We start from the raw sequence: 23,814 nt of genomic DNA on the forward strand, positions 1-23,814 counted from the left end.
GAAGTCACATTTTCGACGATGACCAGAACCTACAGGACGACCGTTACGCAGTCAAGGACTATTTTCCTATATATGAATTTTTTCTTTCTAGGCCGCTTTGTGCAGACCCAGAGCCAGCATACCAGCGCCAATCATCAGTGATCCGCCGGAGCGATTGACGATGCGCTGCACCTTGGGTTTGCGGATCGTGTGGCGGGCCATGGATGCCATCAGCGCATATGAGCCGGCGTTGAGCGTTGCCAAAACCAGGAATGTCGTCTCGAAGATGACCATCTGGCCGAGCACGGGACGCGACAGGTCGAGGAACTGCGGCAGGAACGCAACGAAGAAGATGATGCTCTTCGGGTTAAGGGCGGTGACGACATAGGCATGAAGAAAGACCGGCAGCGCCTTCTCCTCCTTGACCGCCGCATCGCCGCCATCAGGATTGGAAACAGGCGCTCGCCAGAGCTTGATGCCGAGATAAATCAGATAGGCAGCGCCCACCCATTTGAGGACGGTGAAGATCGTTGCGGAGGCGGCAAGCAGGGCGCCAAGGCCGAGCATTGAAGCTGTCATCGCGGTAAAATCGCCAAGCGCGACGCCGGCAACCGTTGCCACGGCAAAGCGGCGGCCATGGCCGAGTGCGTAAGAGATGACAAGAAGGATGGTGGGGCCGGGAATGGCCAGGAGAATTGCAGATGCCGCAACGAATGCGAGCCAATGTTCAATCGACATGCGTACCATCCTCGATTAAAAAATGGCATCAATCCACCGGTGGCTACCAATTGCAAGCGCAATTTGCAGGCTTGCGCTTCGGCAACACTCCTCGATCAAATCAACTTGCGCGGCTCGTCGCGTCTTGTGGCCTTAGTCATAAAAGCGGTATTCTTTAGTCTAAGAAGCCACCATATAATCTCTGCAAAACAGCCGTCCTAAGAAGCTGTTAAATGTAATCCGCTACACCATGTCCAATCAGGGTAGACGTGCCAAGCGTAAGGCAGGCAAGAACTCATGGAAGAGCCCAGGCCAGGCAAAGAACGAAAGCGATTCAAGGTCTCGCCGCTGCTGGGCCTTGATGCCTGGATCGATTCAACCCTTTACGAATTGCGTTTTCGCCTCGTCGAGTTCTGGGAAGATACGACGATTTTCTTTCGCCGGTTCCATGTCACCGGCTGGCGTCGCGTCATCATAGAATTGCTGGGCGAAGGCTTTACCTGGGGCACCGCGGGGTCGGTCGTGATGCTGACGCTTGCCATTCCCGCCTTTCACGAAACCGAGAAGAACTGGCGCACGCGCGACGACTTTGCGGTGACGTTTCTCGACCGCTATGGCAATGAAATCGGCCAGCGCGGTATTCTCCATCGCAGCGCCGTTCCTATCGATGAATTGCCGGATCACGTGATCAAAGCGGTCCTGGCCACCGAGGACCGGCGTTTTTTCGATCATTTCGGCATTGATTTCCTCGGCCTGTCGCGCGCCATGACGGAAAACCTACGCGCCAATTCCGTGGTGCAGGGCGGCTCGACGATCACCCAGCAGCTTGCCAAGAACCTTTTCCTTACCAACGAACGCAGCCTCGACCGCAAGATCAAGGAAGCCTTCCTTGCCCTTTGGCTCGAATCGAACCTCACCAAGAAGGAAATCCTCCAGACCTATCTGGACCGCGCCTATATGGGCGGTGGCACCTTTGGCATCGCGGCCGCGTCGCAGTTCTACTTCGGCAAGAGCATCAAGGACGTCAATCTTGCGGAAGCGGCGATGCTGGCCGGCCTCTTCAAGGCACCCGCCAAATATGCACCGCACGTAAACCTGCCAGCGGCCCGCGCCCGCGCCAATGTCGTGCTGACGAACCTTGTCCAGGGTGGGTTGATGACCGAAGGCCAGGTGGTCGGCGCCCGCCGCAATCCGGCGACCGTCGTCGATCGCGGCCGGTCCGAAAGTCCGGACTATTTCCTCGACTGGACTTTCGATGAAGTCCGCAAGGTCGCCCAGAAGTTGCCGACACATACGCTCGTCGTGCGGACGACGATCGATATGGGCATCCAGAAAGCGGCCGAAGAGTCAGCGGAGTATCACCTTCGCCAGTACGGCAAGGAATACAACGTCACGCAAGCGGCCATCGTCGTTCTTGAAAACAATGGCGCTGTGCGGGCAATCGTCGGCGGACGCGACTACGGCGAAAGCCAGTTCAACCGCGCGACTGCGGCGCAGCGTCAGGCGGGATCGTCGTTCAAGCCATATGTCTATGCCGCCGCGATGGAAAAGGGCATGACACCGAAGACGCTGGTGTCCGGCGGCGCCGTCTCCTGGGGCAACTGGTCGCCGCAGAATTATTCGCGGCAATATCTCGGCAAGATCGACCTGACGACGGCGCTGGTCAAATCCATCAATACGGTTCCCGTCCGGCTTGCCAAGGACTACCTGACGACCGCGCCCATCGTTGCGCTCGCCAAGGCAATGGGGGTCGAATCGCCGATCAGTTCGCACAAGACCATGGTCCTCGGCACATCCGGCATGACGGTGCTCGATCAGGCGACCGGCTATAACGTCTTTGCCACCGGGGGCATTGCCGGGATGCGGCATCCCTTTACGCAAATCCTCAGTCAGAATGGCGACGTGCTTTGGGACTGGAAGAAGGATGGCGAGAAACCGCACCGCGTTCTTTCCGAGACGGCCAACAACAATATGAACATCATGTTGGCTCAGGTGCCGGAATGGGGCACCGGTCGGCGTGCGGCGCTATCCATGACGCGCGTTGCCGGCAAGACTGGCACGACGCAGAGCTATCGTGACGCCTGGTTCGTCGGATTCACCGGCAACTACACGGCCGCCGTATGGTTCGGGAACGATAATTTCACCCCGACCAAGGAACTCACGGGCGGCATCCTTCCTGCAATGACCTGGCAGCGCTTCATGAACTACGCGCATCAGAACATCGAACTCAAGGCCATACCAGGGATTGACCCGACCATGCCGAAACAGGAGAAGGTCGCCGAGGCCAAGCAAAAGGCCGCCGACGATGACGCCGATGCCCTGACCGCCATCGAACGGCCGCGGGTCCTTTCAGGGGCGACCGCTACGGCCGTGCGCGAGATCGGACAGGCCCTGAAAGCCGCCCCGCAATTGAAACTGCCGGTCCCGCCCGAAAAGGTCTCGGTGCTTTGATTGCGTCCCCGAGCACGCCCGTGTAGTCATCGTCTTCATGCTTCGCAATGTTCTCCTTGCCCTCCTTGCGCTTGTGATTGCCGTCGGCGGCGGAACGCTGAGCGCATGGTATGCGGTGAGCCGTTTCGACGGCTTCGGTTCGCTCGCCATCGGACAATGGACGGCGCATCCCGATGCTGGCACGCCCCTCTCCGATCCTTATGCGAAAGCGCGGGCGGCGCGCGAAGGCGCCTTTCCGCTGGGCGGCACCGAGGGCCTCGTCTTCTACGCCTATAGCGACAATGAGGGCAAAACGCTGGATCGGCGCTGCACGTACAAGGTGGAAGGAAATACGCCAAACACCCGTTTCTGGACACTTTATGCCGCCGACCGCGCGCTGACCTCGCTCGAGCCAGGCAAGGACAAACTCCCCGCGCTGCACTCGCGGCAGATATTTCGCAATGATGATGGCGGTTTCAGCATCAGCGTTTCGCCGACGGCGCAGCCGGGCAACTGGCTGGCCACAAGCGGCGGCGGACGCATGGTGCTCGTCATGACGCTCTATGACACTCCGATCGCCGGCAATTCCGGTCTGGTCAATATGGCATTCCCGACGGTTACGAGGATCGGGTGCGATGCCTAGATTTCTTCGTGCAATCCTGTTTGGCCTTGTCGGCGCCGCCATCATCCACCTCGTGGTGGTGCTGCTGGTGCCCTATTACTCCGACCGCAACAGCTGGTCCCGGGTCGCCGCCTATGGCGACGATTGGCAGTTCCATCGCGTCACCCGCGACGGAGCGCCGGGGATGGTTCCCCTCGCCTTCGATCCGCTGTTCCAGGCATCCGTCTGCCGCTTCGACATCACGGATCTGCCCGCGCACATTACCGGCCTTGGAACGACCCCTTACTGGTCGATTTCAGTCTACAACCGGCAAGGCGAAAACCTTTATTCGATCAACGACCGCACGGCGATCGCCGACCAGCTCGACCTTGTCGTGGCAACGCCCCTGCAAATGATCGAGCTCAACAAGACCAAGCCCGAGTCCGCCGAGAATTCAGTCCTGATCGAAGCCGACATGGATGAGGGTTTTGTGGTCGTGCGCAGTTTCGTACCGGACGCCTCCTGGCAGAGCCAGGTAACGGCGTTTCTTGACAGCGCTGCGTGCACGCCGCTGCTTTAGGACGGTTGTGCCGACTACCCCGGCTGGGGCACCCGATCAAGGAACCTGCGATTTGGTTTCGGTTTGGCGCGCTTTGGCGGCTCAGGCGCATAGCGTTCGTAGCGCACACCCGGAAAGATCGTGATTTCGGCCTGGTGGTGCCGATTTATCTCTGCGCTAGGCCGGCGCTTGCTGGTGGTGCTGCCTGGAAATGCGATGACAAATCCCATGACTTCATCCGTATCGGTCTCTGGTTGATCTCCCTGGATACTCCGATGCCTACGCGCGCATGAACTGCGCCATAATTTCATTAGACATACCGATGGTTAACGGCTTGCTAACGCTTGGCGGCTAATTTTAGCCATTGTTTAACCGCGTTGTGTTCCGAGTGGAGTGTGTTCGTGAAGTATCCTGAGTTTCGGGCGCTTGAAGACCGCAACGGCGGCAGCAAGGCTGACGATCTCCTCACCGCATCGATTACCGCTTTCTGCTGCGTCGCAAGGCCGGCCCGGAGCGACGCACAGCAACTCGAAGACCTTGCAGTTCCCCTGCTCGCCCTCGCCTCGCCGCGCGTCCGTCGCCATGCGGCTGCTGCCCTGTCGGAAATTCCGCACGCACCGAAGCGCCTGATCCTCGCACTTGCCGAGGACGATATCGATATCTCGGCATCGGTATTGCTGCGCTCGCCGCTGCTCACGCCAAAGGACCTCATCGACATCATAACCCACAAGGGGATCTCGCACGCCCGGGTCATAGCCCGCCGGCGATCGGATGATCCGCAACTTCTGGGTGTCCTGCGCAGCTTCAAGGATACGGCCATAGACAATGCGCTCGAGATCAAATCTCATTTCGACCTCGGCGACGATGCGCCCATTGCTGACGGTGCCCTCGCGCCAGAATCGCCGCGGCTGCGCGAAACCCGCGAAGCGCTGAAGGCTCTGATGCGTAATGCTGCCTTGTCCGATGAAGGCACGCTCGCCAACTACCTTGTCGATGCTGCACTGCTTGACGAGACGATGTCGTTCGAACGGGAGTTGGCCATCGCGCTTAACCTTGATGTCGAGACGGCACGAAAAATCATCGGCCACGGATTGAATGCCGAATTGACCATTGCTCTGGCGTCGCTTGGCCTTTCAGCGGAAGCGGCACATCTGGTCCTTACCGGGCTCTTCGGCCTGGTGCACAAGGATCTGCGATCCCTGCGTTTGTTTATCCAGTCTTATCGCCAGATCGACCGCGACAAGGCGCAGACGACCGTCGATCGCTGGAAAACCGCTGAAAACTCGGAAAAGCTGCGGCAAAAGCTGCGCGAGATGGCCGAGGATTACGAAGACGGCAGACGCCGGGTGTCTTAGAGCGGTTCCTATCCAAGAAGCGCTCTACCGCCAAATTACTCGGGAGCAATCGGGAAGAGTCCGGCGCGATCATCGCGGTAGTCCTCAATCTCGACGACCCAAAGATCACGGTCCCAGCGCTTCTGCTTTTCGAGGTCGGCATCGGCTGTGGTCTCTTCCACACCTTGCCTGAGGGCAGAAAACAACCGCTCCTGCGGCTTCGTTTCGTCATAGGCCATTTGCGGCGCCGGACCGAAGAGGTCATAGGTTCCGTCGGCATTGCGGAACTTGATGAAGATCGCACCAGCCTCGGCAGCGCCCTTGTTGGAGAGCGCCGCGAACGCACCGCTATTATTGACGCGGCGCACGAGCGCCGAAACCCAGAACTCTGATGTAAGACGCATTTTTTAGGCTCCAATCAGTTGATCAGGCCGATTTCCTGCATCTTGGCAAGCAGTTTCGTATCAGGCTCTCCCGTCACCGGAAGTCGGAACAGTTTCTGAAACTCGCTTACGGCAGCCTTGGTCGATGCGCCAACCTTGCCATCGATCTCCACCATATCATTGCCGAATGCACGCAGGCCCGCCTGCACGCGAACGATCTCGGCGGGCGAAAGGCCGCCGGCTGCGCTGCTCACGGCGACATCCTGCGCGGGATTTGTAGATATTTTCTGGACGGTCGCTTCTTCGGTCTGGGGCGGCTTCTTAGCCGGAACCGCAATGCTCGCCGTTGTTTCGCTGGGCTTATCGACAGTTGCCTCGGTATCGATGCCGATTTCGGCGGCTGCCTTGCGATAGGCTTCGATAGCCGCCCGGGTACCCTTGCCGGAAATGCCATCAACCGTGCCGGTGTAGAGCCCAAGCGCCAGCAGCTTTTGCTGCAGCTTGGCAACCTCGGGATCGCCGCCAGGCGCCAGCACCGGATCGCCGTTGATGGCGGCGGCAATCGGATCCTGGCTCTGGGGAACGGGAACCGACGTCACCTTGCGGATCGGCGCATCCGCTGGCTGATTGTCTGAGTTATCGGATGCCTTACCGAGCGGGTTCGCTTGCTGCTTGATCGGCTTGAAAACGAGCTCCGGCCTTGTGCGGAAGAACACACTATCATGCACGTGCGGCTGATACCAGAGCGCATTGGCAGAGATGAAGCCGAGCGTCACCAGGAAGGCGGTCGTTCCACCGGCGATGGCCGGATTGCTCGCCACCAACCCGCCGGCGGCCAGCAGAACCATGGTTACCCGTCCGCGCTTCGGGGCGCGCCGCTTCTTAGGCCGATTTACGGGTTTCGGCATGTGAACCTCCCCTCATATCGCTATCAATTCTGAACTCGACCACGTTTGCCGCCTCATCCTCGATATGATCTTCCATTTGCGGACCTTCGAGCGGGATGCGCACGTCGACGACAGTGCCCTCGCCCGGAGTGCTCTTGATGTTGAGGCTGCCGCCATGCAGGCCGACGAGGCCCTTGACGGTCGCAAGACCGAGACCGGTACCTTCGTGTTTGCGCGTGTAATCGTTCTGAACCTGCCGGAAGGGCTGGCCCAGCGTCTTCAGGTCGGCTTCCAGAATGCCGATCCCCGTATCGCTGATGGAGAAGGCCAGCATTTCATCTTCGATAAGCGCATCGATCGTAACCACGCCGCCGCTCTCGGTGAACTTGACAGCATTCGACACGAGATTGATCAGCACCTGATTGATGGCGCGGCGGTCGGCAACCACGGTCCCGACCCGCGGGCTGACACGGTCGCACAGAGTCACGCCCTTCTGCGCGGCCTGGTGCGCCATCATGTCATGGACCATCGTCACGGCATCCTTGAAGGCGAAACGCTCGGTGACAATGGGATAGGTCCCGGCTTCGATCTTCGAAACGTCGAGGATGGCATTCACAACCGAAAGGAGATGTGTTCCCGAACGGTGCACCAGTTCGACATATTCGCGCTGGCGCGAATCCGGCAGCTTGCCGCAGATTTCCTGAAGCAGCAGGTCCGAGAAGCCGATGATCGAATTCAGCGGCGTGCGCAATTCGTGGCTGACCGAAGAAAGAAACCGGCTTTTGGCGATTTCGGCGGTTTCAACCTCGCGGCGCGCATGGGCAAGTGCGTTCCTGTCGGCAACGGCCTGGGCGATATCCGTGGCAACCACGAGGAAACCCGTGCCTTCGCTGTGCGGAACCGCGCGCAGATGGTGCGTAGCAAAGCGGATAGTGTGCGTATGCTTCGACGTTTCGCCGGCTGCGACGCTGCGCAGCTTTATATCGGCGGTGGCGACGGGCGCCCCTCCCTTTAGATCCGCGAGGAAATTCGCGTACTGGACACGGTCCGAAACGTGCACTCTCTCCATCAAAGCTGTGCCGATGAGCAGGTTGCGCGCAATGCCGAACTGTTCCTGAGCCCGCGGCGAAAGGCACTCGATCGTTCCATCCGTCGCAAGCCTGATCACTACACCTTCGATGACGCTTTCGAGATCGGCGATGCGATCGTCGCGGCGTGCCGACCGTGCATGGCGGGAAAGCGCAATGCCCGTCCGGGCCAGCAGGATGCCCATATAGCCAAGCGATGCGAGAAGGACAGGTGCAGAAAGGGCCACCAAACCGCCGCTCTCGAATGCCACAATCGAAAGGACAACAAGGACCGTTCCGGCAGTGCAGCCGGCCACTCCCAGCGCAGTCCTGGATTTATGGACGAACCATGTCTCGAGCGGGATCGCGGCCGTCATCAGCCACAAAAGCAGGCTGGCTGATCCTGCGCTGACGCTGATGGCGGCAATTGCCGCGCCATAAGCAATTAGCGCAGCTGTGCCGACAGTCGCGCTCTTTCGCGAAATCGAAAGCGTGCCGCAGAAGATCATCGGCAATGCCAGAACCCCGACGACGAGGCTCACGATGACTGCGATATCATTCGTCAAAGGATGAGTTGTCAGCATAGCTACCGCCAGCAGCAACGGCATCGGGAACATGCTGCCGGCGATGCGTGCGTCGCGTGCTCGTTCCGCCGCGTCCACGACGGATGCATTTACCCAGCGCTTGCAGAGACGTTCATAGGTCTCGACAATACTAGATCGAATGACGGAATGAATCGGCACCAGCTTTTTCCTGCTTTCCGCACGTTCCGGCCTGCGCCGGATGAAATGCGGTCATTTTCCGAATGTCGCTTGCAACATTCTTGTCGGCGTTAACTTTTGCAGACGAGGCTTTAAGGAAAGGATAAAGCGGGGCACACCCCGGCCGGTTGTGGCCCGTTTCGAGCGATTGTGGCGGGCATGGTAAATGAAGGGTTGCCCTTGGCCGTCGCGCTTCCTTTCGAATCGTAAGCATGCAGTTCCGCTTCGAAGAATTCTTAATCCTTCGTTTCTATGATCGCTCAAATTCGGAGGTTTGCCGCAACGAGTTCTTGCCGGTTGTGTGGCAGGCTTATCCCATAAAACGCCACCACTAGGGATCGGGCAAAGGAAAAGGAATGGGTTTCCTGATCAGATTTGCGATCAAGTTCTGCTTCTGGATGATGCTGGTATCGCTGTTCATTCCGCCAGCGAAGGACGAGCATGGCGGAAACCAGCCTGGTCCGCTCGAAGCTTTCACGGCTGCACGGGAAGCCATTGTCGACCTTGGCGATTTCTGCAACCGCAAGCCGCAGGCCTGCGAGACGGGTAAAGCCGCCTTTGCCAATGCCGGCGAACGCGCCGGCGACGTTGCCAAGGCAGGTTACGACTATCTCGACACACAACTCGGCAAGGACGTGCCCCGCCCGGACGCCGCGGTCGCCGCAGCTCATGGCGACGCAAAGCCCGTTGCAGGCGCCGATGCCATCAAGGCGAAATTGCGCGAACTCGCATTGCGCGAATTGATCGAAGCCGCTGACCGCCAGAGCGAAGCGTCGACCAGCGTCGACAAGAAGGCGCAGACCGGTACAGTCATCCGTAACTAGCCGGCGTGGCGAGGCCAATGTTCCATCCATCGGACGAAACCGAAGCCCGATGGATTTGGGGCAAATTCACCCTGCCCTTCGGGAAGCTTCCGCGTGGATTGTCAGGCCATCCGAGAAGCAGAACTGTTTTTATCTAGACATGACGTGCTCTAATCCCGTGACGTTTGCCGTCAGGTTGCCTATATGTGCCATGAAAGGATCCAAGGCATGGCACAGACAATCGACGACATTATTGCTGATTTCGATTTTCTCGATGATTGGGAAGATCGCTATCGCTATGTCATCGATCTCGGGCGTGACTTGAAGCCCTATCCCGACTCCGCCCGCGATGCTGCCCACAAGGTGAGAGGATGCGTCAGCCAAGTTTGGCTGAAAAGCTCCCTGAATGGCGACGTGGATCCTGTCATTGATTTTCTCGGTGATTCAGATGCGCATATCGTTCGCGGCCTCGTCGCCATCATGATGGTGCTCTATTCGGGCAAACGCGCATCGGAGATCATGGCGATCGATCCCGACGCCATCCTGAAAAAGCTTGGGCTCGACGAGCATCTCACGCCGCAGCGGTCGAATGGCCTGCGCGCCATGATCGGCCGGATCCGCAGCGAAGCGCAGGCTGCCCTCGCCGCAGCGTAATCTTCAAAGTGCCGGACGGTAATCTTCGGTTCCCCAGTGAATGATGCGCTGGCTGTGCCGTGACGGCATTGCCGGATGATAGTGACGGTCAAGCGCAGCAAGCGCCGTTCTTAAAATCAGCTTTGCCGAACGGACGGGCCACTGCCGTTCCCGTTCGACAAGCTCCAGCCCCTTCAAGAAGCAACAAACGTCGACCAGGACGCCGGAAAGCTCCGGCCCCACCGCTTCCAGTGCGCGCTCGACACGCTGACGGGCAGCAAGCGCGGCATCGGTGATTTCGAGGACGCCGTTTGAACGCGAGGCGCTGCCCGTCACGTCCCAATTTGCCCCGATCGAGGGCATCAGATTACCAATCGTGTAGTCCGCGCGAAGCCGTTCGCCCGCCTTGAACGCTTCGTCATTGATAAAGGGCGCTCCCGCGGCATCTTTGCGCTTGCGGAGCGTGGCAAGGGGCGATTCACACTGGTTGCTGCGTACCTGCGATGTGCCATGTCGGTCAGCGAGGACCACCGTCGTCTCTTCGCGATGCTGGCCGGCGAAAGGATCGTCCGACAAGACGACCCGGCGCAAATGTGCTTTGCCGGCTTCGCTGATGGAAAGTTCCGTTCCGCGCAGCGTCGCGCTGCCGTTGCTTAGTGCCGATTTGACTGCGGCATGCTCGACCGAAATCGCGCCGTGCTCGCAGCTTTCCAACATCACCCTCCCATTTCCGGCTTGATCGACAACTAAACCCGGGCCTTTTGCCAGGAAGCGCAACAGTCGCAACTCGCGGCTCTTGTCGTTCGCTGCTCTCATCAGCGCACCGTCCCGTCGCGCATGAACGCGACCTTCACGATGTTCTCGATCGTCTGGACAATATGGTCAAACTCCAGCTCCTCGCGCATGTCCTCGATAAGATGGCACGCGTGATTCACCGTGCTCCGGTCGCGGCCGAAGGCGCGCCCTACCTCACTCATGGTCAGAGCAAGCGTCACATGCGCAACATACATGCCGATCTGCCGAACCCTTGCCACCGGGCGCTCGCAGCGTGAATGTGAGCGCAGTTCGCGGCCGCTCACATTGAAAAACGTCGAAAGAATATCGATGAGGCCATCGCAAACCTGGAGCAGCCGCTCGTCGAGAGGCGCTTCCTCGTCGATGGACACAAGCTCCGGTATCTTCGGCTTACCGCGCCTTGGCCGAAGCGAGTGGACCATCCCCTTGGCCTCAGGGGCGGAACGGATCAGATTGAGCAAACTCGAAGACATCCTGGCTCCAATTTCTAATAGGAATATCTTCTTATATTGGACCCTTCAAGTGCGTGGATAAGTTTTCCTGACAGACTAACTTAACGATCTGTATCTACATCGTATTTTTCCCATCTGGCTTCAAAATCAGGACATAAATCCTACACCCAGCGTCATCACGCATACTCGTTTGATCCACAACAGAGGGGACAAAACGTGTCGGCGATCGATTGGAACAGGCAGAAAATCGCATTTCTAAAATCGCAGGAGCAAGAGACAAGCGATGCTCGCCAGCGACTTGCGCTGCAAATTCTTTGTGGCGAGGATCTGAGTACGGTTCTATTGCTAGACGCCGCGAAGAAGGAACATTTGTGCAAGCGGCTGAAGCGGCTGATCGAACGCGAACGCCTCAAGGGCGCCGCAGGCCACTGGAGTTACGATCTCAACCGCCATATTGGCCTGAAGCAGGCGCTTGAAACGCTTAAAATATCGCTTTCTGACAGTGAGCCGGAGAAACAGACCCGCACCGCTTGAATGCAAAAACGGCGCCATGCGGCGCCGTCCCGTCTGCGTGCATACGCCCGTTGCTCGATCAGGCAGCCTTCTTGCGCTTGCGACCGAGGCCCATGTTCTTGGCCAGGCGCGAACGCGCTGCTGCATAGTTCGGAGCGACCATCGGATAGGACGGGTCCAGATCCCACTTTTCGCGATACTGTTCCGGCGTAAGGCTGTAGTGGGTCATCAGGTGGCGCTTCAAAGACTTAAACTTCTTGCCGTCTTCGAGGCAGACGATGTAGTCGTCCGCAACGGACTTCTTCGGGTTGATGGCCGGCTTCGGCTTTTCCTGAACAGCAACGACTGTTTCGACGCTGCCCCCAACTCGGCCGAGCGCAGCATGAACGTCGGCGATGAGAGTAGGCAAGTCACCGGCTGGCACCGAATTGTTGCTGACATAGGCAGCAACCAGTTCGGCAGTGAGTTCAAGCAGGACGTCGCCGGCAGTTGTGTTTGAATTGTCGAACGTGGTCATCTAAGTCCAATTCCTTCGTCTATTTTTTTATCTCGGTAGGTAGATTAAAATCACCAATATAAAGTCGAGAACACGCGAGGTCTCCAACGCCTTTGATGACACTCTATTGCGGAACGCATTTTATTTGTCAAATCAATACTTCGTTCAAAAAAGAAATATTTCAAATAATCCCGTGAATAGAGATTAACAGGACGCAAACGACGATGGACGCAAGAAAGCCAGGGCCCGGCCACAGGTGCGACAACACTTAGGGAATGCTGACAGCGATTTGCGGCATACCACTAAGACAAAAAATGGCAAAAATGAGGAACACCGATCCGCGTCCCAAGCATTCTATAATAACAGATATTGCCGATTCTAGTGTTCATGCCTACATCTGGCGTAAAAAGGAACCCTCAATGACCACAAGAACATTCAAGGTCGTCAAGTCCGATGCACAATGGCGTGAACAGTTGACACCCGAACAATACCAGATCACGCGAAATCACGGGACGGAACGTGCTTTTTCCAGTCCGAACTTCGACAGCAAGTTGAAGGGGACCTACAAGTGCGTCTGTTGTGACCGGCCGCTCTACCGCTCCGAGACAAAGTATGACTCGGGCACAGGTTGGCCGAGCTTCTACGCGCCCATTGAGCCTGAGGCCGTTTTTGCTGTCGACGACCGCTCCTACGGCATGCTGCGCACGGAGATAAAGTGCTCGGACTGCGACGCCCATCTCGGCCACGCTTTTCCCGATGGGCCGCCGCCTACGGGCGTGCGCTATTGCATGAACGGCAATGCGCTCGTCTTCGATGAGGATTGACGCGGCGCCGGCGTTTCTTGCACATAGTTTCACGTGTATTTCCGCTCGCGGGACGCTCCCGTCGGTAACCATGAAAGTTTTTAGATGACCAATCCTTCGCGCTTCCCCGCTCTTGCTGCACCTCAATCCGAAAAAAGGCCCGTCTCCGACACACGCCACGGAATTACCCGCGTCGATGACTATGGTTGGATGCGGGCCGAGAACTGGCAGGACGTTTTTCGCGATCCCGCTACGCTTGATCCGGCAATTCGCCAGCATCTCGAAGCGGAAAACGCGTATCAGACAGCGCTGATGGAAGATACCAAACCGCTTCAGCAGCGGCTCTTTGACGAGATGAAAGGCCGGATCAAGGAAGACGATTCGTCAGTACCTTCGAGAGATGGTCCTTATGCATATGGCACGTCCTATAAGGTTGGTGGCCAACAGCCGCGGTTTTTCCGCACGCCGCGCGATGGCGGCGATGAGACCATGCTGCTCGACGGCGATCTCGAAGGCGAAGGCAAGCCTTATTTCCGTCTCGCGTCGGCCGATCACTCGCCCGATCACAACAAGATGATCTGGGGATACGACGACAAGGGCTCCGAGTTCTTCACGCTGAAGGTACGCGACCTGGCAAAGCTTCAGGACCAGACCGACAGCGTGAGCGACACGACCGGCGGCGGTGTATGGAATGCGCAATCCAATGGCTTTTACTATACGCGGGTCGATGCCAATCACCGGCCATCGCGTCTCTACTATCATGAACTCGGCCAACCGGAGAGCGAGGACCGCCTCATTTATGAGGAAAAGGATCCAGGCTTCTTTCTCGGCGTCGGCGGCAGCTCGCTGAACGACTTCATCTTCGTCGATATCCACGATCACCAGACGTCAGAAATATGGCTGATCCCCGCCAACGACGCGACCGCCAAGCCAAAACTCGTTGCAGGGCGCGAGCCGGGCGTCGAATATAGTCTCACCGAAGGCGGCGACGTGTTTTACATCCTCACCAATGATGAGGGCGCCAAGGATTTCAAAATCATGAGCGCTCCGGTGGACGCGCCCGAAAAGTCGAATTGGACCGAAGTGGTCGCGCACAAATCCGGACGTCTTCTCCTTGGTCATTCCGCCTATTCCAGCCATCTCGTTTGGCTTGAACGCGAGAACGGTCTGCCGCGTATTCTCATTCGCGATCGCAAGAGCGGCGAAGAGCACGCCATCGCCTTTGACGAGGAAGCTTATGCGCTTGGTCTCGAGGGAAGCGCCGAGTACGACACCGACGTCATCCGCTTCTCCTATTCGTCAATGACCACGCCAACGCAGGTCTATGACTACAACATGCGTACCCGCGAGCGCACCTTGCTGAAGACGCAGGAAGTACCCTCCGGGCACAATCCTGAGGATTATGTGACGCGTCGCTTGCTGGCCCCTGCTCCCGACGGCGAGCTTGTACCTGTCTCGATCGTCTATCATCGCGACACCAGGATCGATGGCACAGCACCGTGCCTGCTCTATGGCTATGGCTCCTATGGGATCAGCATACCCGCGAGTTTCAATACCAATTGCCTCTCGCTTGCCGACCGAGGATTTATCTACGCGGTTGCGCATGTTCGCGGCGGCAAGGACAAGGGCTATGACTGGTATGAGAACGGCAAGCGGCTCAACAAGAAAAACACGTTTACCGATTTCATTGCCGCTGCACAGCACCTCGTAGCCGAAGGGTACACGAGCCACGATCGCATCGTCGCGCAAGGCGGTTCGGCCGGCGGCATGCTGATGGGCGCCATCGCTAACATGGCGTCGGATACATTCGGCGGCATCATCGCCGAGGTGCCATTCGTCGACGTAATCAACACCATGCTCGACGATACGCTGCCGCTGACGCCGCCCGAGTGGACGGAATGGGGAAATCCGATCACTTCGGCCACCGACTATGAATATATGTCCTCCTATTCCCCCTACGACAACGTTGAAGCCAAGGCCTACCCGCCAATTCTGGCCGTCGCGGGCCTGACTGATCCGCGCGTTACCTATTGGGAACCAGCGAAGTGGGTGGCCAAACTTCGTGAGCTCAAGACCGACGACAACCCAGTACTCTTCCGCATCAATATGGAAGCCGGGCATGCGGGGGCTTCGGGGCGTTTCTCACGTCTGGAAGAGGTGGCCTATGTGTACGCCTATGCGCTGAAGCTCGCCGGAAAAACACAAATGTGAACACCATCGCAGAAACTTCCGAGTGCCCCGTGCCGTTGCTCAATGAAACGAACGCGCAATGTTGCGGCAGATTGAGTATAACTGCTGTGTTGGCTACGGAGGTTTCTTGCAATGTTACAAAGCAGGCTCATGCTATTGGCTGCTATGGGGCTCGCCGCCCAGCCTTTTCTCGCCGTTGCCCACATTGATCGTGCGGCGGCCGTACTCAAGAATGTAAGCGAATATGCCGGGCGGCGATGCAATACGCCGCCGCGCGGCTCCGGCATCATCATCGGCTATTATTCAGGCACGACCGACAATCCGATCATCTCGTTTGGCGGCGATGAAGCGCCCGTCTTTGCGGTCCGTTGTTTCACTTCGTTACAGGAATGCCAGGGCTGGCTCTATACGATGCGCAGCAAATATAATGATGGCCCATCTGTTCTGATCCGCTGCGAACGGCGCTGATCGCTGGTATTCACTGTGGCGCCGGAGCCGGATAGCCATTCGGGTGCGGCGGCACTGCCTTCAGGTAGGCGGCGATTGCCTCACGATCGGACGCATCGATCTGGGCCATGTTCTGAACGACGTCGGCCATGGAACTTCCAAGCGAATCGAATTCCGGCGTGAAACCGCTCTCGAGGGCGTAAGCGATGTCCTTCTCCGACCAATCGCTGATGCCGCCCTCCCCGTCCGTAATGTTGGGGACGACGCCCTTGCCTTCTGCCGCCTTGGCCCCCGCAAGCCATCTGCCCTTGTCGAGCCCGCCTATGGCGTTGCGCGGTGTGTGACACTCGCCACAATGTCCGGGACCCTCAACAAGATACTGGCCGCGCTTCACCGCATCCGTCGCCTCGGCAATGGCAAGGACGGGTTTCGGCGAAAGATAAAGCCGCTTCCAGAGCCCCAGACCACGCCGGACATTAAAGGGGAAGCCGAGTTTGTGCGGACCGGAAACATTGTCCGAAGGCGGCAAGGTCTTGAGGTAGGCGTAAAGATCGGCAACGTCCTTTGGCTGCATGCGCGCGTAGGACGTATAGGGGAACGCTGGGTAGAAATGCCGGCCATCGGGCGCAACGCCAGCCATCATTGCATTGGCGAGGTCCTCGAACGACCAATCGCCGATACCCTGTTTTGAGGGGGATATATTCGGCGTCACGAAGGTCCCGAACGGGGTGACCAGGTTGACGCCGCCGGCCAGGACCAGCCGTGCATCACCCTTTGAGCCCGGTGCTGCATGGCAAGAAGCACAGCCGCCCTGCCAAAACACTTTTACACCGCGCTGAACATCGCCGGGTGTCACCCCGGCAAGTTGTGACGGATCAAGCCGGACGGGCGCCGTAAGATACCAGAAACCCGCTCCAGCGATGACCGCGAGCAAGATGACGATGAGCGCGGCCCTGCGCATCATCGATACGGTCTCAGTCTTTCTTGATTCGAAATGCCTTGTGGCACGTGCCGCAATTCTCGGTCACCTGATTAAAGACGACCTTGAAGCTGTCGAGATCCTTTGGCTCGGCGGCTGCTGCCTTGGCGGCGTCGGCCTTGTACTTGGTCATGGCCGCTTCAAAACCAGCGCTGTCTTCCCAGATTTTCGGCGAGGCTGTTGTCTTGCCGCCCGTCTCGGAGCCTTTCGGGAATAGCGTCGCGATATCGATTTTCTGCGCATCCTCGTTCAGATGCTTCAGCGCGGTCATGACCAATTGGGCGTCAAAAGGCTTTTCGCCCTTGATGATCGGTGTGATGCTACCCACGGTCTTGCCCTGATCCTTCATCAGTGCCTGTCGGTCGGCGATCGGATCTGCATGCGCTGACATCGAAAAAACAGCGACCGCAAACAGCGGCGTCGCAGTCAAAGCGATCAGTCTATTCATGGGTGTCTCCCAACTCTTGTGGCTAAATATGGTTTGGCTTCAAGGGTTTCCGGTTGGCACTCTAGATCAAAGGCAGCAAAAATCACCCGTAGCGCTCGATCAACTTTTCGTTTGTTGAAAAGACCCCGGCACTTGGCCGGGGTTTGTGCGTCTCAGAGTGAAAAGTAGACGCCGGTACGATAGTAACGCCCGCGATTGTATCGCCGATCATCCCACCCGCGATAGTGCGGGCGATCCCAGCGGCGATGGTATGGACGATCCCAACGGCCATAGTGCCGACGGTCCCAACGGCGATCCCAGCGTCTATCCCACCGGCGATCCCAACGATGATGACGCCTTTCCCAACGATAGTTTCGGCGGTCCCAGCGATCATGGACCGGTTGTACATTCGGGTTTGGAACACCGGCACGCGTGGCATCGACCGGCCGTTCAATAGCGACGGGCGCAGCGCTTGCGATTCCGGTCGCACCGACCGTTCCAAACGAAATAAGCGTGGCACATATGGCCGAAATCAATTTTCGCATCATTCCTCCAGTGAAAGCCGCTTCAGTTGGCTTCAGCGTGTTCAATATGGAGCCTAAGACTTTAGGCAAAGCTCCTGAACGCTGGATGAATAACGAATGTGTCAGAGATTGGATCGATCCGCCGCGATCACTTATCGAGTCAATTTGCTCACATATGTGACATTGTCTTGGCCATGCCGCGCGCTCAACCCTGCTATCCCTGGGCGGCCACGCTTCCAATTGGGCGAATAATAAGTGACGACGTTCGGACGGTTTCGAAGCGAACCTTCAGACGTTCTTTTGATTATTTTCTTTGACGGTAATATTTCAAGCGAAACCGACAGAGCTTGCGTAGCAGCAAAAGAATTTGAGTAAAATGCAACGCAATTCAACAACCCCACAATAACAATATATGCGCACTTTTTCATGGTTAACCTCCGTTTACGCCGATTATTTTTATTATTTTTACTAGATCAGAGCGGTTTGTGGCTTGCTTTCCCTATTAGTTGCTAGTCGTTATTTTGAGACTGTTACAATTTCTCGTCCAATTCGCGAATATCCTAATGTTTTCAGAGTGATAACTCGCTCAGCCATTGTGCGCTGGAATGTTAGGGTTAATAGAGTTTTAAGCGTGTCGGGCCGCGTCAAACGCCATTTGGTGCGGATACTGACAAAATATGGCATGATATTTCAGAGAGATTTTGCAATGTCCCGATCAGAACGCCTGCTCGACCTTATCCAGATCATGCGCCGCCACCGCCGTCCGGTAAACGGTAAGGTGCTCGCCGATGAGACGGGCGTGAGTATTCGTACGCTCTATCGCGACATCGCCGCGCTTCAGGCGCAGGGCGCGCATATCGAAGGCGAGCCGGGTCTCGGGTATATGTTGCGTCCGGGCTTCATGTTGCCGCCGCTTATGTTTTCCGAAGACGAACTTGAAGCGCTGGTCCTCGGCTCCCGCTGGGTCGAAAAGCAGCCAGACAAACGACTGGCGCTTGCCGCGCGAGACGCACTATCGAAGATCGTCGCTGTTCTTCCGGATGACTTGCGCAGCGATGTCAATTCCTCGGCCCTACTCGTCGGCCCACCGGGTTCTTCGCCGGATACGATCGACCTCGCCGCGGTCAGGAAAGCGATTCGTTCAGAACGCAAACTTGAAATCACCTACAGCGATGGCAATGGAACACAGTCGCGCCGTTTGATCTGGCCTTTCGCTCTCGGTTTCTTTGATCGCATCCGTGTCGTTGTCGCCTGGTGCGAATTGCGTCAGGACAATCGCCATTTCCGCGCCGACCGGATTTTGGCCCTTCAGACCACGGATACACGCTATCCCAAACGCCGCCATGCGCTCATCAAACAGTGGCGGGAGGCCGAAGGCATACAATCGCTGGATTGAGCGTCTGCTACTGCCAAAAACTGACAGTAATGCAGGCTAAATTACTCCCGTCAAACAGGAGGCAAAGATGTTCAATTCCAATTTCATGCTGATTTACGTGAAAGACGCAAAACGCAGCCGGCATTTCTATGCCGAATTGTTCGATCGAGACCCTGTAGAGGAGTCTTCCTACTTTGCGATGTTTGTCCTCGATTCGGGCCTCAAATTCGCAATGTGGTCGCGCGAAAAGGTCCTGCCGGCACCCACCGAACAGGCTGGCGGGAGCGAACTGGTTTTCAGCGTCGATAGCGATGCGGCGCTGGAAGCGCTGTATAGTGAATGGATAGGCCGTGATCTCGCCATTGCTCAACAACCGATACGGCTGGATTTTGGGTATAGTTTCGTCGCGCTTGATCCGGATGGACACCGTTTGCGCGTCTATGCGCCGGCGGAGGACGCTACCCAATGACCCGGCACTGGATCGCCGTCGCATCGGCCGACCACGTCCGCAGGGGGCTCAAGGGCGGCTTCATGCAGGTTTGCCACGGCAAGATTGCACCATTGAATCGTATCGAGGCCGGGGATCATGTCGCCTATTATTCGCCAACTGAAATACTCGGCAGCAAGGACGGGCTGCAATCATTCACGGCCATTGGTACTGTAAAAACCGGCGATCTCTACAATTTCGATATGGGAAATGGCTTCGTCCCGTCCCGGCGTGACGTCGATTGGGACGAAGCACACACAGCGTCGATACGTCCTCTGCTCGACAAGCTTGAATTCACTGCGGGTAGGCCAAACTGGGGCGCCCAACTGCGCTTCGGCCTGCTTCAGATCAGCGCTGGTGATTTTGCACTGATTGAGGCGGCCGTGAAAAACAAGACGGCCCCGTGAGAACGGGGCCGTTTGTGTGACTAGCGATCTTGCTGCCTGGATAGTTGTGAGAATCATCGCTTGTTGAAAGTTTTTTATTGACGATGGTTTGAGGAGCGCTCACCCGCTTCGCTAGTCGGTAGGAACATAAGGCACGGTAAAAGAAGCACGGCCTTGGCAGCTGATGTGTTGAAGACTTTGAGCCCTTGAGACCGTCCGTTAAGGGCAGCAACGCCCTGCATCGGTACAGTTCGATATGCATGTGCGCTCAGCAGATTTTTTTAGCTTTCGACCGCAGAAGGGTGGCAATATATCGTTTCATTAACTGCTTCCGTATTAAGTGACTAAAATCTCAAAGGCATTTTCTTGAATGTGTTCGTTATAGCGTTGGAACTTTTTGGGAAAAGTGACAACGTTGTCCCTATTTGCCCGTATCGAGATTGTTTATAATTATCCCATTGGTCGGATTGAGTAATTTTTGAAAGATATTTGCATGCCGCCATCCAGTTTCGGGGCTGATCTCCTGGTCGTCGAAGATCAACACTTGATGCGACTCGCCTTGGTCCACGAACTCCAAACCGCATTTCCTGCCTCGGTAGTTCATGCAGCGGGGAGCATAAGTACGGTAATTGAACTGGCCGAATTGATCCCTTTCGCGCTTGTACTCATCGACCCGGGCCTTCCCGGCTACGATCCCCATTCAGCGCGCGACCGCCTGCACGTCATCAGGTCGATCGTGGAGCAGACACCGGCGGCCATCCATGTCGTCATCACCGGCTCGGACAGCCTGGAAGAATGGGAGGCGTGCCAACGGCTCGGCGTTGCCGGGTACATCGCGAAGAACAATCTCAGGCCCGGCGCCATGGCGGATATCGTGCAGGAAATCGCCGAAGCGGGAAAATCGGTCGGCCTTGACCACGATGAAAGCACCGAGCCGGAGGTCTATCATTCGGCCCTGTCCCCGCGCGAGCAGGAGGTACTTGTCTGGATGCGGCAAAGGCCGTCCGGCGTCAGCAGAAAGGAAATTTACGATCAACTGGGATCGCATCTCAACATCGACGCGGCTTCGGCCGAGCGCTATTACAAGCGGGCGAAGGCAAAGCTTTTGAAGATCGGTGTGTTGTCGAATCTGTTTTGATATGTGCTAATGTCTGTTCGTTGTTTGATTCTGTTTATTTTAGCTTTTTCCGCACCGGTCAGGGAATTCTAAGCGGTCACGACCTCTGGCAAATCGCTGGGCCTTCACCGTTATTCTTTTGCCGCCCGCGGACAATGTTGTTCGATGGATATTATGAGAATTACTTTCGATGCGCACGAAATAATCGTGCCAATTCTTCCCGGCGACGTATCGGAGAAAATCTGGTCGGCACTGCAGAACGGTACCTATGAGGCCAAGGAAGCTTTTTGGGTGAAGCGAGCCGTCCGTCCCGGCGATCGAATTCTGGAGCTCGGCACGGGTCTCGGCATCATTGCGTCGGTAATGGCGGCAACCGATGACGTTCGCATTCTGGCGTTCGACGCCAATCCTGAAGTCGTCGCGCTGGCGCGAAGGGTGATCGATACAAATGGCTTCGATAATGTGACCATCAGCCACGGCCTTCTCATGGCCGGCGAACCGCGCGAGGTACCATTCTATGTGCGCAAAGATTTCTGGATGTCTTCGACATTCGCAGACCAGGGCCCCTATGAGCACGTCATCACTATCCGGTCAGTGGAAATTGACGAGATCATAGCCGCCGCAGGGATAACGATCCTCGTGATGGACATCGAGGGTGGTGAATACGAGTTACTCCGCGGCGCGCAATTACCAGGTGTCGAGCGCGTCTTCCTGGAGTTGCACGACCATCTTTACGGGCTGGATGGTGTTATGCAGATCATAGCGGCGATGGCGGCGAACGGTTTTGCTTTTGATCCGCGCGGCTCCAGCGGAGCATGCGCATTGTTTACCCGCGATCTGACGCCACGGGCATTTGACGATGCTTTCGCTCTTGCCAGCGTATAGGTTGCTCAAGGCTTGGTCGCTTGTTGTTTCCGTCGGCCTTTGTCTCGTTGCAGGATGTGCCGTAGCCCAACAGTCGGACGACGCGGCATTAGTTCTCAAAGATGCGTCAGGTCAGATTGTCAGGAGTTATACGCGTGATCAATTCCGGGAAGAATTCACGCCTCGGGAACGAACCACCGATACGCCCTGGAGCCTAGGTGTACCTGTCGGCTTTCGCGGGCCCTTCCTCAAAGACATATTGGCGAAGAACAACCTCGTCGGCGGTTCATTTGAAATTAGCGGCGCCGACAGTTTCGTAGCCAAGATCAGTTCAGAGGAGATCGAGCGCTACGCGCCCATTCTCGCGACAGAGAAGAAATGCACGGACGAAGACAAGTACAGCGGCGCTTGCAGCCCCGGCCAAACGTATCGGCTCTTGTCAATTGACGATGGCGGGCCACTTTATCTCATCTGGCCGCTCCACGACTTACCGCCAAGATATCTCCCCAGCCGCAACGCTATTTGGGTTTGGTTCGTCATATCGATCAAGGCTCTTTCATGAAAAGGTATCTGTCGCAAGTTTGCTCGTTTCTTCTTTACGCCGGCCTCCTGACGTCGGTAGGCTTGACGATTTGGGTGCTCCTGCGAACAGATGTCTACAGGCGAGAGACTGAAATCGTTTTCGGGCAGAGTTCGGAGGTGCAGTGGCGAGCATCGCAATCGCGCGACAAGGTGGCGCGGATTGTTGGCTATCTGAACATCGCAGTCCAGACAGGGCAGCGTGACCCGCGTTTGCTCACGGAGATCCGGATGCTGCGATTCAACCTCAAATCACTTTCAGCCCTCGAATACGCCAAAGATTTCATGCCACCAAACGACCCCAACGGCCTCGACCGCTCGATAGGAATGCTCGATACGGTCGTTCTACCCAACGTATTGGCTCAGACAAATTATAACGAGGTTCTGCATGACGTCGCCCTCATCGACCTCTACCTGGCCGGCCTTCTGGGCGCGACGGTGGACCATAGTCAGGCGATAAGCGCTACAACGCGCATTGGAATTGACGCGGCCCGGAATCGCCTGACGTTTTTCGCGGCGCTTTCGGTGATCATCTTGAGCGCCATAGCGATTTACCAGCACAACAGGGACAAGAGCCGCGAGGATCAGCACATAAGGTCGTTTTCTCTGCTTTTCGCCCATATGACCCGCACGCGCATTGCAGCGCTGCGCCTGTTCCTCACCTATATCGATGGGAGAGTTCAACCATCCGCGGAAATGACGGAGGCTGCTCTTGCCACCATTCTCGAACTCGATTCAATCAATGAAGGGCTCATGCTGATTGGCCACAGGCGTTCCGACGCGCGCTCAATGCCGCTTGGCGATGTCGTTGCCGAGATCGCCGGCAAAAACAAGCAGACTCTGATAATTCGAGCCAGCGAAGAAGCCTTCGCCATCCGCGTTCCTGCAGCGCAATTTCATCTGCTTATCGATGAGCTAGTTCGCAACGCTATCAACGCGATACCAGCATCCAAGCAGCCGCAGATCACGATAGAGGCCGACATCCATCGCACCTTCATGGGAGCGGCTCGCCTTGTCCTTGCTGTCAAGGACAACGGTAAGGGTATGAGCGCCGGCCTGCTTGCCAAAGCGCGCGAACCATTCTTCTCGACCAAGGCTGGGGTCCATGTCGGGCTCGGGCTGACCAATTCAGTTGAATTAATTAAGTCAATGGGTGGGAAGCTTCAGATACAATCGACGCCGTTCGTCGGAACGGAAGTTCGTATATTCTACCCGATCTGAGCGCC

27 protein-coding genes are annotated in these 23,814 nt (G+C 57.0%); 18 read left to right on the forward strand and 9 right to left on the reverse strand.

What is annotated here, in order from left to right:
* Positions 1–87: 87 nt before the first annotated feature.
* Positions 88–717, reverse strand: a complete 630-nt coding sequence (locus BM074_RS01470) for a LysE family translocator (RefSeq protein WP_091919278.1) — start codon at positions 715–717, stop codon at positions 88–90.
* Between the two features lie 276 nt (positions 718–993).
* Between BM074_RS01470 and BM074_RS01475 the strand changes: the two genes are divergently transcribed.
* The 4 genes from BM074_RS01475 (at position 994) to BM074_RS01495 (ending at position 5,641) form a co-directional block, all read left to right on the forward strand.
* Complete coding sequence (locus tag BM074_RS01475) at positions 994–3,147, forward strand: transglycosylase domain-containing protein (RefSeq protein WP_091919280.1); 2,154 nt, start codon at positions 994–996, stop codon at positions 3,145–3,147.
* A gap of 37 nt (positions 3,148–3,184) precedes the next feature.
* Positions 3,185–3,769, forward strand: coding sequence for a DUF1214 domain-containing protein (locus BM074_RS01480; RefSeq protein ID WP_091919282.1), 585 nt, complete (start codon positions 3,185–3,187; stop codon positions 3,767–3,769).
* On the forward strand, positions 3,762–4,307 hold the full coding sequence (locus BM074_RS01485) for a DUF1254 domain-containing protein (protein WP_091919284.1): 546 nt from the start codon (positions 3,762–3,764) through the stop codon (positions 4,305–4,307). Before BM074_RS01480 ends, BM074_RS01485 begins: the two co-directional genes overlap by 8 nt.
* A gap of 380 nt (positions 4,308–4,687) precedes the next feature.
* The gene (locus BM074_RS01495; RefSeq protein ID WP_091919288.1) at positions 4,688–5,641 is read left to right on the forward strand and encodes a hypothetical protein; all 954 of its coding nucleotides are present in this window, start codon (positions 4,688–4,690) and stop codon (positions 5,639–5,641) included.
* A gap of 35 nt (positions 5,642–5,676) precedes the next feature.
* On the opposite strand, the gene BM074_RS01500 is transcribed toward BM074_RS01495, so the two are convergent.
* The 3 genes from BM074_RS01500 to BM074_RS01510 are packed head-to-tail and all read right to left on the reverse strand — an operon-like array spanning position 5,677 to position 8,700.
* Entirely contained in the window at positions 5,677–6,024 is a 348-nt protein-coding gene (locus BM074_RS01500; RefSeq protein WP_091919290.1) for a DUF1491 family protein, read from the reverse strand.
* A 14-nt stretch (positions 6,025–6,038) separates the two neighbouring features.
* Complete coding sequence (locus BM074_RS01505; protein ID WP_091919292.1) at positions 6,039–6,911, reverse strand: peptidoglycan-binding domain-containing protein; 873 nt, start codon at positions 6,909–6,911, stop codon at positions 6,039–6,041.
* The gene (locus tag BM074_RS01510; protein WP_091919294.1) at positions 6,886–8,700 is read right to left on the reverse strand and encodes a sensor histidine kinase; all 1,815 of its coding nucleotides are present in this window, start codon (positions 8,698–8,700) and stop codon (positions 6,886–6,888) included. Before BM074_RS01510 ends, BM074_RS01505 begins: the two co-directional genes overlap by 26 nt.
* Positions 8,701–9,074: 374 nt before the next feature.
* Here BM074_RS01510 and BM074_RS01515 point away from each other — a divergent pair, with 374 nt between their 5' ends.
* Both BM074_RS01515 and BM074_RS01520 read left to right on the forward strand, forming a co-directional pair.
* Positions 9,075–9,542, forward strand: coding sequence for a DUF5330 domain-containing protein (locus BM074_RS01515; protein ID WP_091919296.1), 468 nt, complete (start codon positions 9,075–9,077; stop codon positions 9,540–9,542).
* A 207-nt stretch (positions 9,543–9,749) separates the two neighbouring features.
* Positions 9,750–10,175: a SufE family protein gene (locus BM074_RS01520; protein ID WP_091919298.1), complete on the forward strand. Its 426-nt coding sequence runs from the start codon at positions 9,750–9,752 to the stop codon at positions 10,173–10,175.
* Positions 10,176–10,178: 3 nt separating this feature from the next.
* Here BM074_RS01520 and BM074_RS01525 read toward each other — a convergent pair whose 3' ends face one another.
* Both BM074_RS01525 and BM074_RS01530 read right to left on the reverse strand, forming a co-directional pair.
* Positions 10,179–10,871 (reverse strand): DUF6456 domain-containing protein, encoded by a 693-nt coding sequence (locus tag BM074_RS01525; protein WP_244532707.1) that lies wholly within the window; start codon positions 10,869–10,871, stop codon positions 10,179–10,181.
* A 98-nt stretch (positions 10,872–10,969) separates the two neighbouring features.
* Positions 10,970–11,422 (reverse strand): helix-turn-helix domain-containing protein, encoded by a 453-nt coding sequence (locus tag BM074_RS01530; RefSeq protein WP_091919302.1) that lies wholly within the window; start codon positions 11,420–11,422, stop codon positions 10,970–10,972.
* A gap of 204 nt (positions 11,423–11,626) precedes the next feature.
* Between BM074_RS01530 and BM074_RS01535 the strand changes: the two genes are divergently transcribed.
* Positions 11,627–11,935 carry a cytoplasmic protein gene (locus BM074_RS01535; RefSeq protein WP_091921364.1) on the forward strand — a complete coding sequence of 103 codons (309 nt, stop codon included), beginning with the start codon at positions 11,627–11,629 and terminating at the stop codon, positions 11,933–11,935.
* 58 nt (positions 11,936–11,993) lie between these two features.
* Here BM074_RS01535 and BM074_RS01540 read toward each other — a convergent pair whose 3' ends face one another.
* Positions 11,994–12,431 carry a Ros/MucR family transcriptional regulator gene (locus BM074_RS01540; RefSeq protein ID WP_027229976.1) on the reverse strand — a complete coding sequence of 146 codons (438 nt, stop codon included), beginning with the start codon at positions 12,429–12,431 and terminating at the stop codon, positions 11,994–11,996.
* A 398-nt stretch (positions 12,432–12,829) separates the two neighbouring features.
* Here BM074_RS01540 and msrB point away from each other — a divergent pair, with 398 nt between their 5' ends.
* From msrB to BM074_RS01555, 3 genes are all read left to right on the forward strand, one after another.
* Positions 12,830–13,234: a peptide-methionine (R)-S-oxide reductase MsrB gene (gene msrB / locus BM074_RS01545; RefSeq protein WP_091919304.1), complete on the forward strand. Its 405-nt coding sequence runs from the start codon at positions 12,830–12,832 to the stop codon at positions 13,232–13,234.
* A gap of 84 nt (positions 13,235–13,318) precedes the next feature.
* On the forward strand, positions 13,319–15,424 hold the full coding sequence (locus BM074_RS01550; RefSeq protein WP_091919305.1) for a S9 family peptidase: 2,106 nt from the start codon (positions 13,319–13,321) through the stop codon (positions 15,422–15,424).
* Between the two features lie 111 nt (positions 15,425–15,535).
* The gene (locus tag BM074_RS01555; protein ID WP_027229979.1) at positions 15,536–15,871 is read left to right on the forward strand and encodes a hypothetical protein; all 336 of its coding nucleotides are present in this window, start codon (positions 15,536–15,538) and stop codon (positions 15,869–15,871) included.
* A 10-nt stretch (positions 15,872–15,881) separates the two neighbouring features.
* On the opposite strand, the gene BM074_RS01560 is transcribed toward BM074_RS01555, so the two are convergent.
* Positions 15,882–16,814 (reverse strand): cytochrome c, encoded by a 933-nt coding sequence (locus BM074_RS01560; protein WP_091919307.1) that lies wholly within the window; start codon positions 16,812–16,814, stop codon positions 15,882–15,884.
* Positions 16,815–16,824: 10 nt separating this feature from the next.
* A complete protein-coding gene (locus tag BM074_RS01565) occupies positions 16,825–17,277 on the reverse strand; it encodes a c-type cytochrome (protein WP_027229981.1) in 453 nt (150 codons plus the stop codon).
* Between the two features lie 411 nt (positions 17,278–17,688).
* On the opposite strand from BM074_RS01565, the gene BM074_RS22915 reads away from it, so the two are divergent.
* The 8 genes from BM074_RS22915 to BM074_RS01605 all read left to right on the forward strand — a co-directional run bounded on the left by BM074_RS22915 (position 17,689) and on the right by BM074_RS01605 (position 23,809).
* The gene (locus BM074_RS22915; protein WP_162737279.1) at positions 17,689–17,961 is read left to right on the forward strand and encodes a hypothetical protein; all 273 of its coding nucleotides are present in this window, start codon (positions 17,689–17,691) and stop codon (positions 17,959–17,961) included.
* A gap of 525 nt (positions 17,962–18,486) precedes the next feature.
* Positions 18,487–19,176 carry a helix-turn-helix transcriptional regulator gene (locus tag BM074_RS01575; RefSeq protein ID WP_091921365.1) on the forward strand — a complete coding sequence of 230 codons (690 nt, stop codon included), beginning with the start codon at positions 18,487–18,489 and terminating at the stop codon, positions 19,174–19,176.
* 67 nt (positions 19,177–19,243) lie between these two features.
* Positions 19,244–19,624, forward strand: coding sequence for a VOC family protein (locus BM074_RS01580; RefSeq protein ID WP_091919311.1), 381 nt, complete (start codon positions 19,244–19,246; stop codon positions 19,622–19,624).
* Positions 19,621–20,049 (forward strand): EVE domain-containing protein, encoded by a 429-nt coding sequence (locus BM074_RS01585; RefSeq protein WP_091919313.1) that lies wholly within the window; start codon positions 19,621–19,623, stop codon positions 20,047–20,049. The genes BM074_RS01580 and BM074_RS01585 overlap by 4 nt, the downstream gene beginning before the upstream one ends.
* A gap of 472 nt (positions 20,050–20,521) precedes the next feature.
* The gene (locus BM074_RS01590; protein WP_027229986.1) at positions 20,522–21,166 is read left to right on the forward strand and encodes a response regulator transcription factor; all 645 of its coding nucleotides are present in this window, start codon (positions 20,522–20,524) and stop codon (positions 21,164–21,166) included.
* 144 nt (positions 21,167–21,310) lie between these two features.
* Positions 21,311–22,030, forward strand: coding sequence for an FkbM family methyltransferase (locus tag BM074_RS01595; protein ID WP_091919315.1), 720 nt, complete (start codon positions 21,311–21,313; stop codon positions 22,028–22,030).
* Positions 22,005–22,571 (forward strand): hypothetical protein, encoded by a 567-nt coding sequence (locus BM074_RS01600; RefSeq protein ID WP_091919317.1) that lies wholly within the window; start codon positions 22,005–22,007, stop codon positions 22,569–22,571. The genes BM074_RS01595 and BM074_RS01600 overlap by 26 nt, the downstream gene beginning before the upstream one ends.
* Positions 22,568–23,809 carry an ATP-binding protein gene (locus tag BM074_RS01605; RefSeq protein ID WP_091919319.1) on the forward strand — a complete coding sequence of 414 codons (1,242 nt, stop codon included), beginning with the start codon at positions 22,568–22,570 and terminating at the stop codon, positions 23,807–23,809. The genes BM074_RS01600 and BM074_RS01605 overlap by 4 nt, the downstream gene beginning before the upstream one ends.
* Positions 23,810–23,814 lie beyond the last annotated feature (5 nt).

This window comes from Phyllobacterium sp. CL33Tsu (genome assembly GCF_900113985.1).
Taxonomy (GTDB): Bacteria; Pseudomonadota; Alphaproteobacteria; order Rhizobiales; family Rhizobiaceae; genus Phyllobacterium; species Phyllobacterium pellucidum.

Coding starts and splice junctions, on each gene's coding strand:
- BM074_RS01470 (WP_091919278.1), bottom strand. CDS start 717: ATGTCGATTGAACATTGGCTCGCATTCGTTGCGGCATCTGCAATTCTC.
- BM074_RS01475 (WP_091919280.1), top strand. CDS start 994: ATGGAAGAGCCCAGGCCAGGCAAAGAACGAAAGCGATTCAAGGTCTCG.
- BM074_RS01480 (WP_091919282.1), top strand. CDS start 3,185: ATGCTTCGCAATGTTCTCCTTGCCCTCCTTGCGCTTGTGATTGCCGTC.
- BM074_RS01485 (WP_091919284.1), top strand. CDS start 3,762: ATGCCTAGATTTCTTCGTGCAATCCTGTTTGGCCTTGTCGGCGCCGCC.
- BM074_RS01500 (WP_091919290.1), bottom strand. CDS start 6,024: ATGCGTCTTACATCAGAGTTCTGGGTTTCGGCGCTCGTGCGCCGCGTC.
- BM074_RS01505 (WP_091919292.1), bottom strand. CDS start 6,911: ATGCCGAAACCCGTAAATCGGCCTAAGAAGCGGCGCGCCCCGAAGCGC.
- BM074_RS01515 (WP_091919296.1), top strand. CDS start 9,075: ATGGGTTTCCTGATCAGATTTGCGATCAAGTTCTGCTTCTGGATGATG.
- BM074_RS01520 (WP_091919298.1), top strand. CDS start 9,750: ATGGCACAGACAATCGACGACATTATTGCTGATTTCGATTTTCTCGAT.
- BM074_RS01525 (WP_244532707.1), bottom strand. CDS start 10,871: ATGTTGGAAAGCTGCGAGCACGGCGCGATTTCGGTCGAGCATGCCGCA.
- BM074_RS01530 (WP_091919302.1), bottom strand. CDS start 11,422: ATGTCTTCGAGTTTGCTCAATCTGATCCGTTCCGCCCCTGAGGCCAAG.
- BM074_RS01540 (WP_027229976.1), bottom strand. CDS start 12,431: ATGACCACGTTCGACAATTCAAACACAACTGCCGGCGACGTCCTGCTT.
- msrB (WP_091919304.1), top strand. CDS start 12,830: ATGACCACAAGAACATTCAAGGTCGTCAAGTCCGATGCACAATGGCGT.
- BM074_RS01550 (WP_091919305.1), top strand. CDS start 13,319: ATGACCAATCCTTCGCGCTTCCCCGCTCTTGCTGCACCTCAATCCGAA.
- BM074_RS01555 (WP_027229979.1), top strand. CDS start 15,536: ATGTTACAAAGCAGGCTCATGCTATTGGCTGCTATGGGGCTCGCCGCC.
- BM074_RS01560 (WP_091919307.1), bottom strand. CDS start 16,814: ATGATGCGCAGGGCCGCGCTCATCGTCATCTTGCTCGCGGTCATCGCT.
- BM074_RS01565 (WP_027229981.1), bottom strand. CDS start 17,277: ATGAATAGACTGATCGCTTTGACTGCGACGCCGCTGTTTGCGGTCGCT.
- BM074_RS01575 (WP_091921365.1), top strand. CDS start 18,487: ATGTCCCGATCAGAACGCCTGCTCGACCTTATCCAGATCATGCGCCGC.
- BM074_RS01580 (WP_091919311.1), top strand. CDS start 19,244: ATGTTCAATTCCAATTTCATGCTGATTTACGTGAAAGACGCAAAACGC.
- BM074_RS01585 (WP_091919313.1), top strand. CDS start 19,621: ATGACCCGGCACTGGATCGCCGTCGCATCGGCCGACCACGTCCGCAGG.
- BM074_RS01590 (WP_027229986.1), top strand. CDS start 20,522: ATGCCGCCATCCAGTTTCGGGGCTGATCTCCTGGTCGTCGAAGATCAA.
- BM074_RS01595 (WP_091919315.1), top strand. CDS start 21,311: ATGGATATTATGAGAATTACTTTCGATGCGCACGAAATAATCGTGCCA.
- BM074_RS01600 (WP_091919317.1), top strand. CDS start 22,005: ATGCTTTCGCTCTTGCCAGCGTATAGGTTGCTCAAGGCTTGGTCGCTT.
- BM074_RS01605 (WP_091919319.1), top strand. CDS start 22,568: ATGAAAAGGTATCTGTCGCAAGTTTGCTCGTTTCTTCTTTACGCCGGC.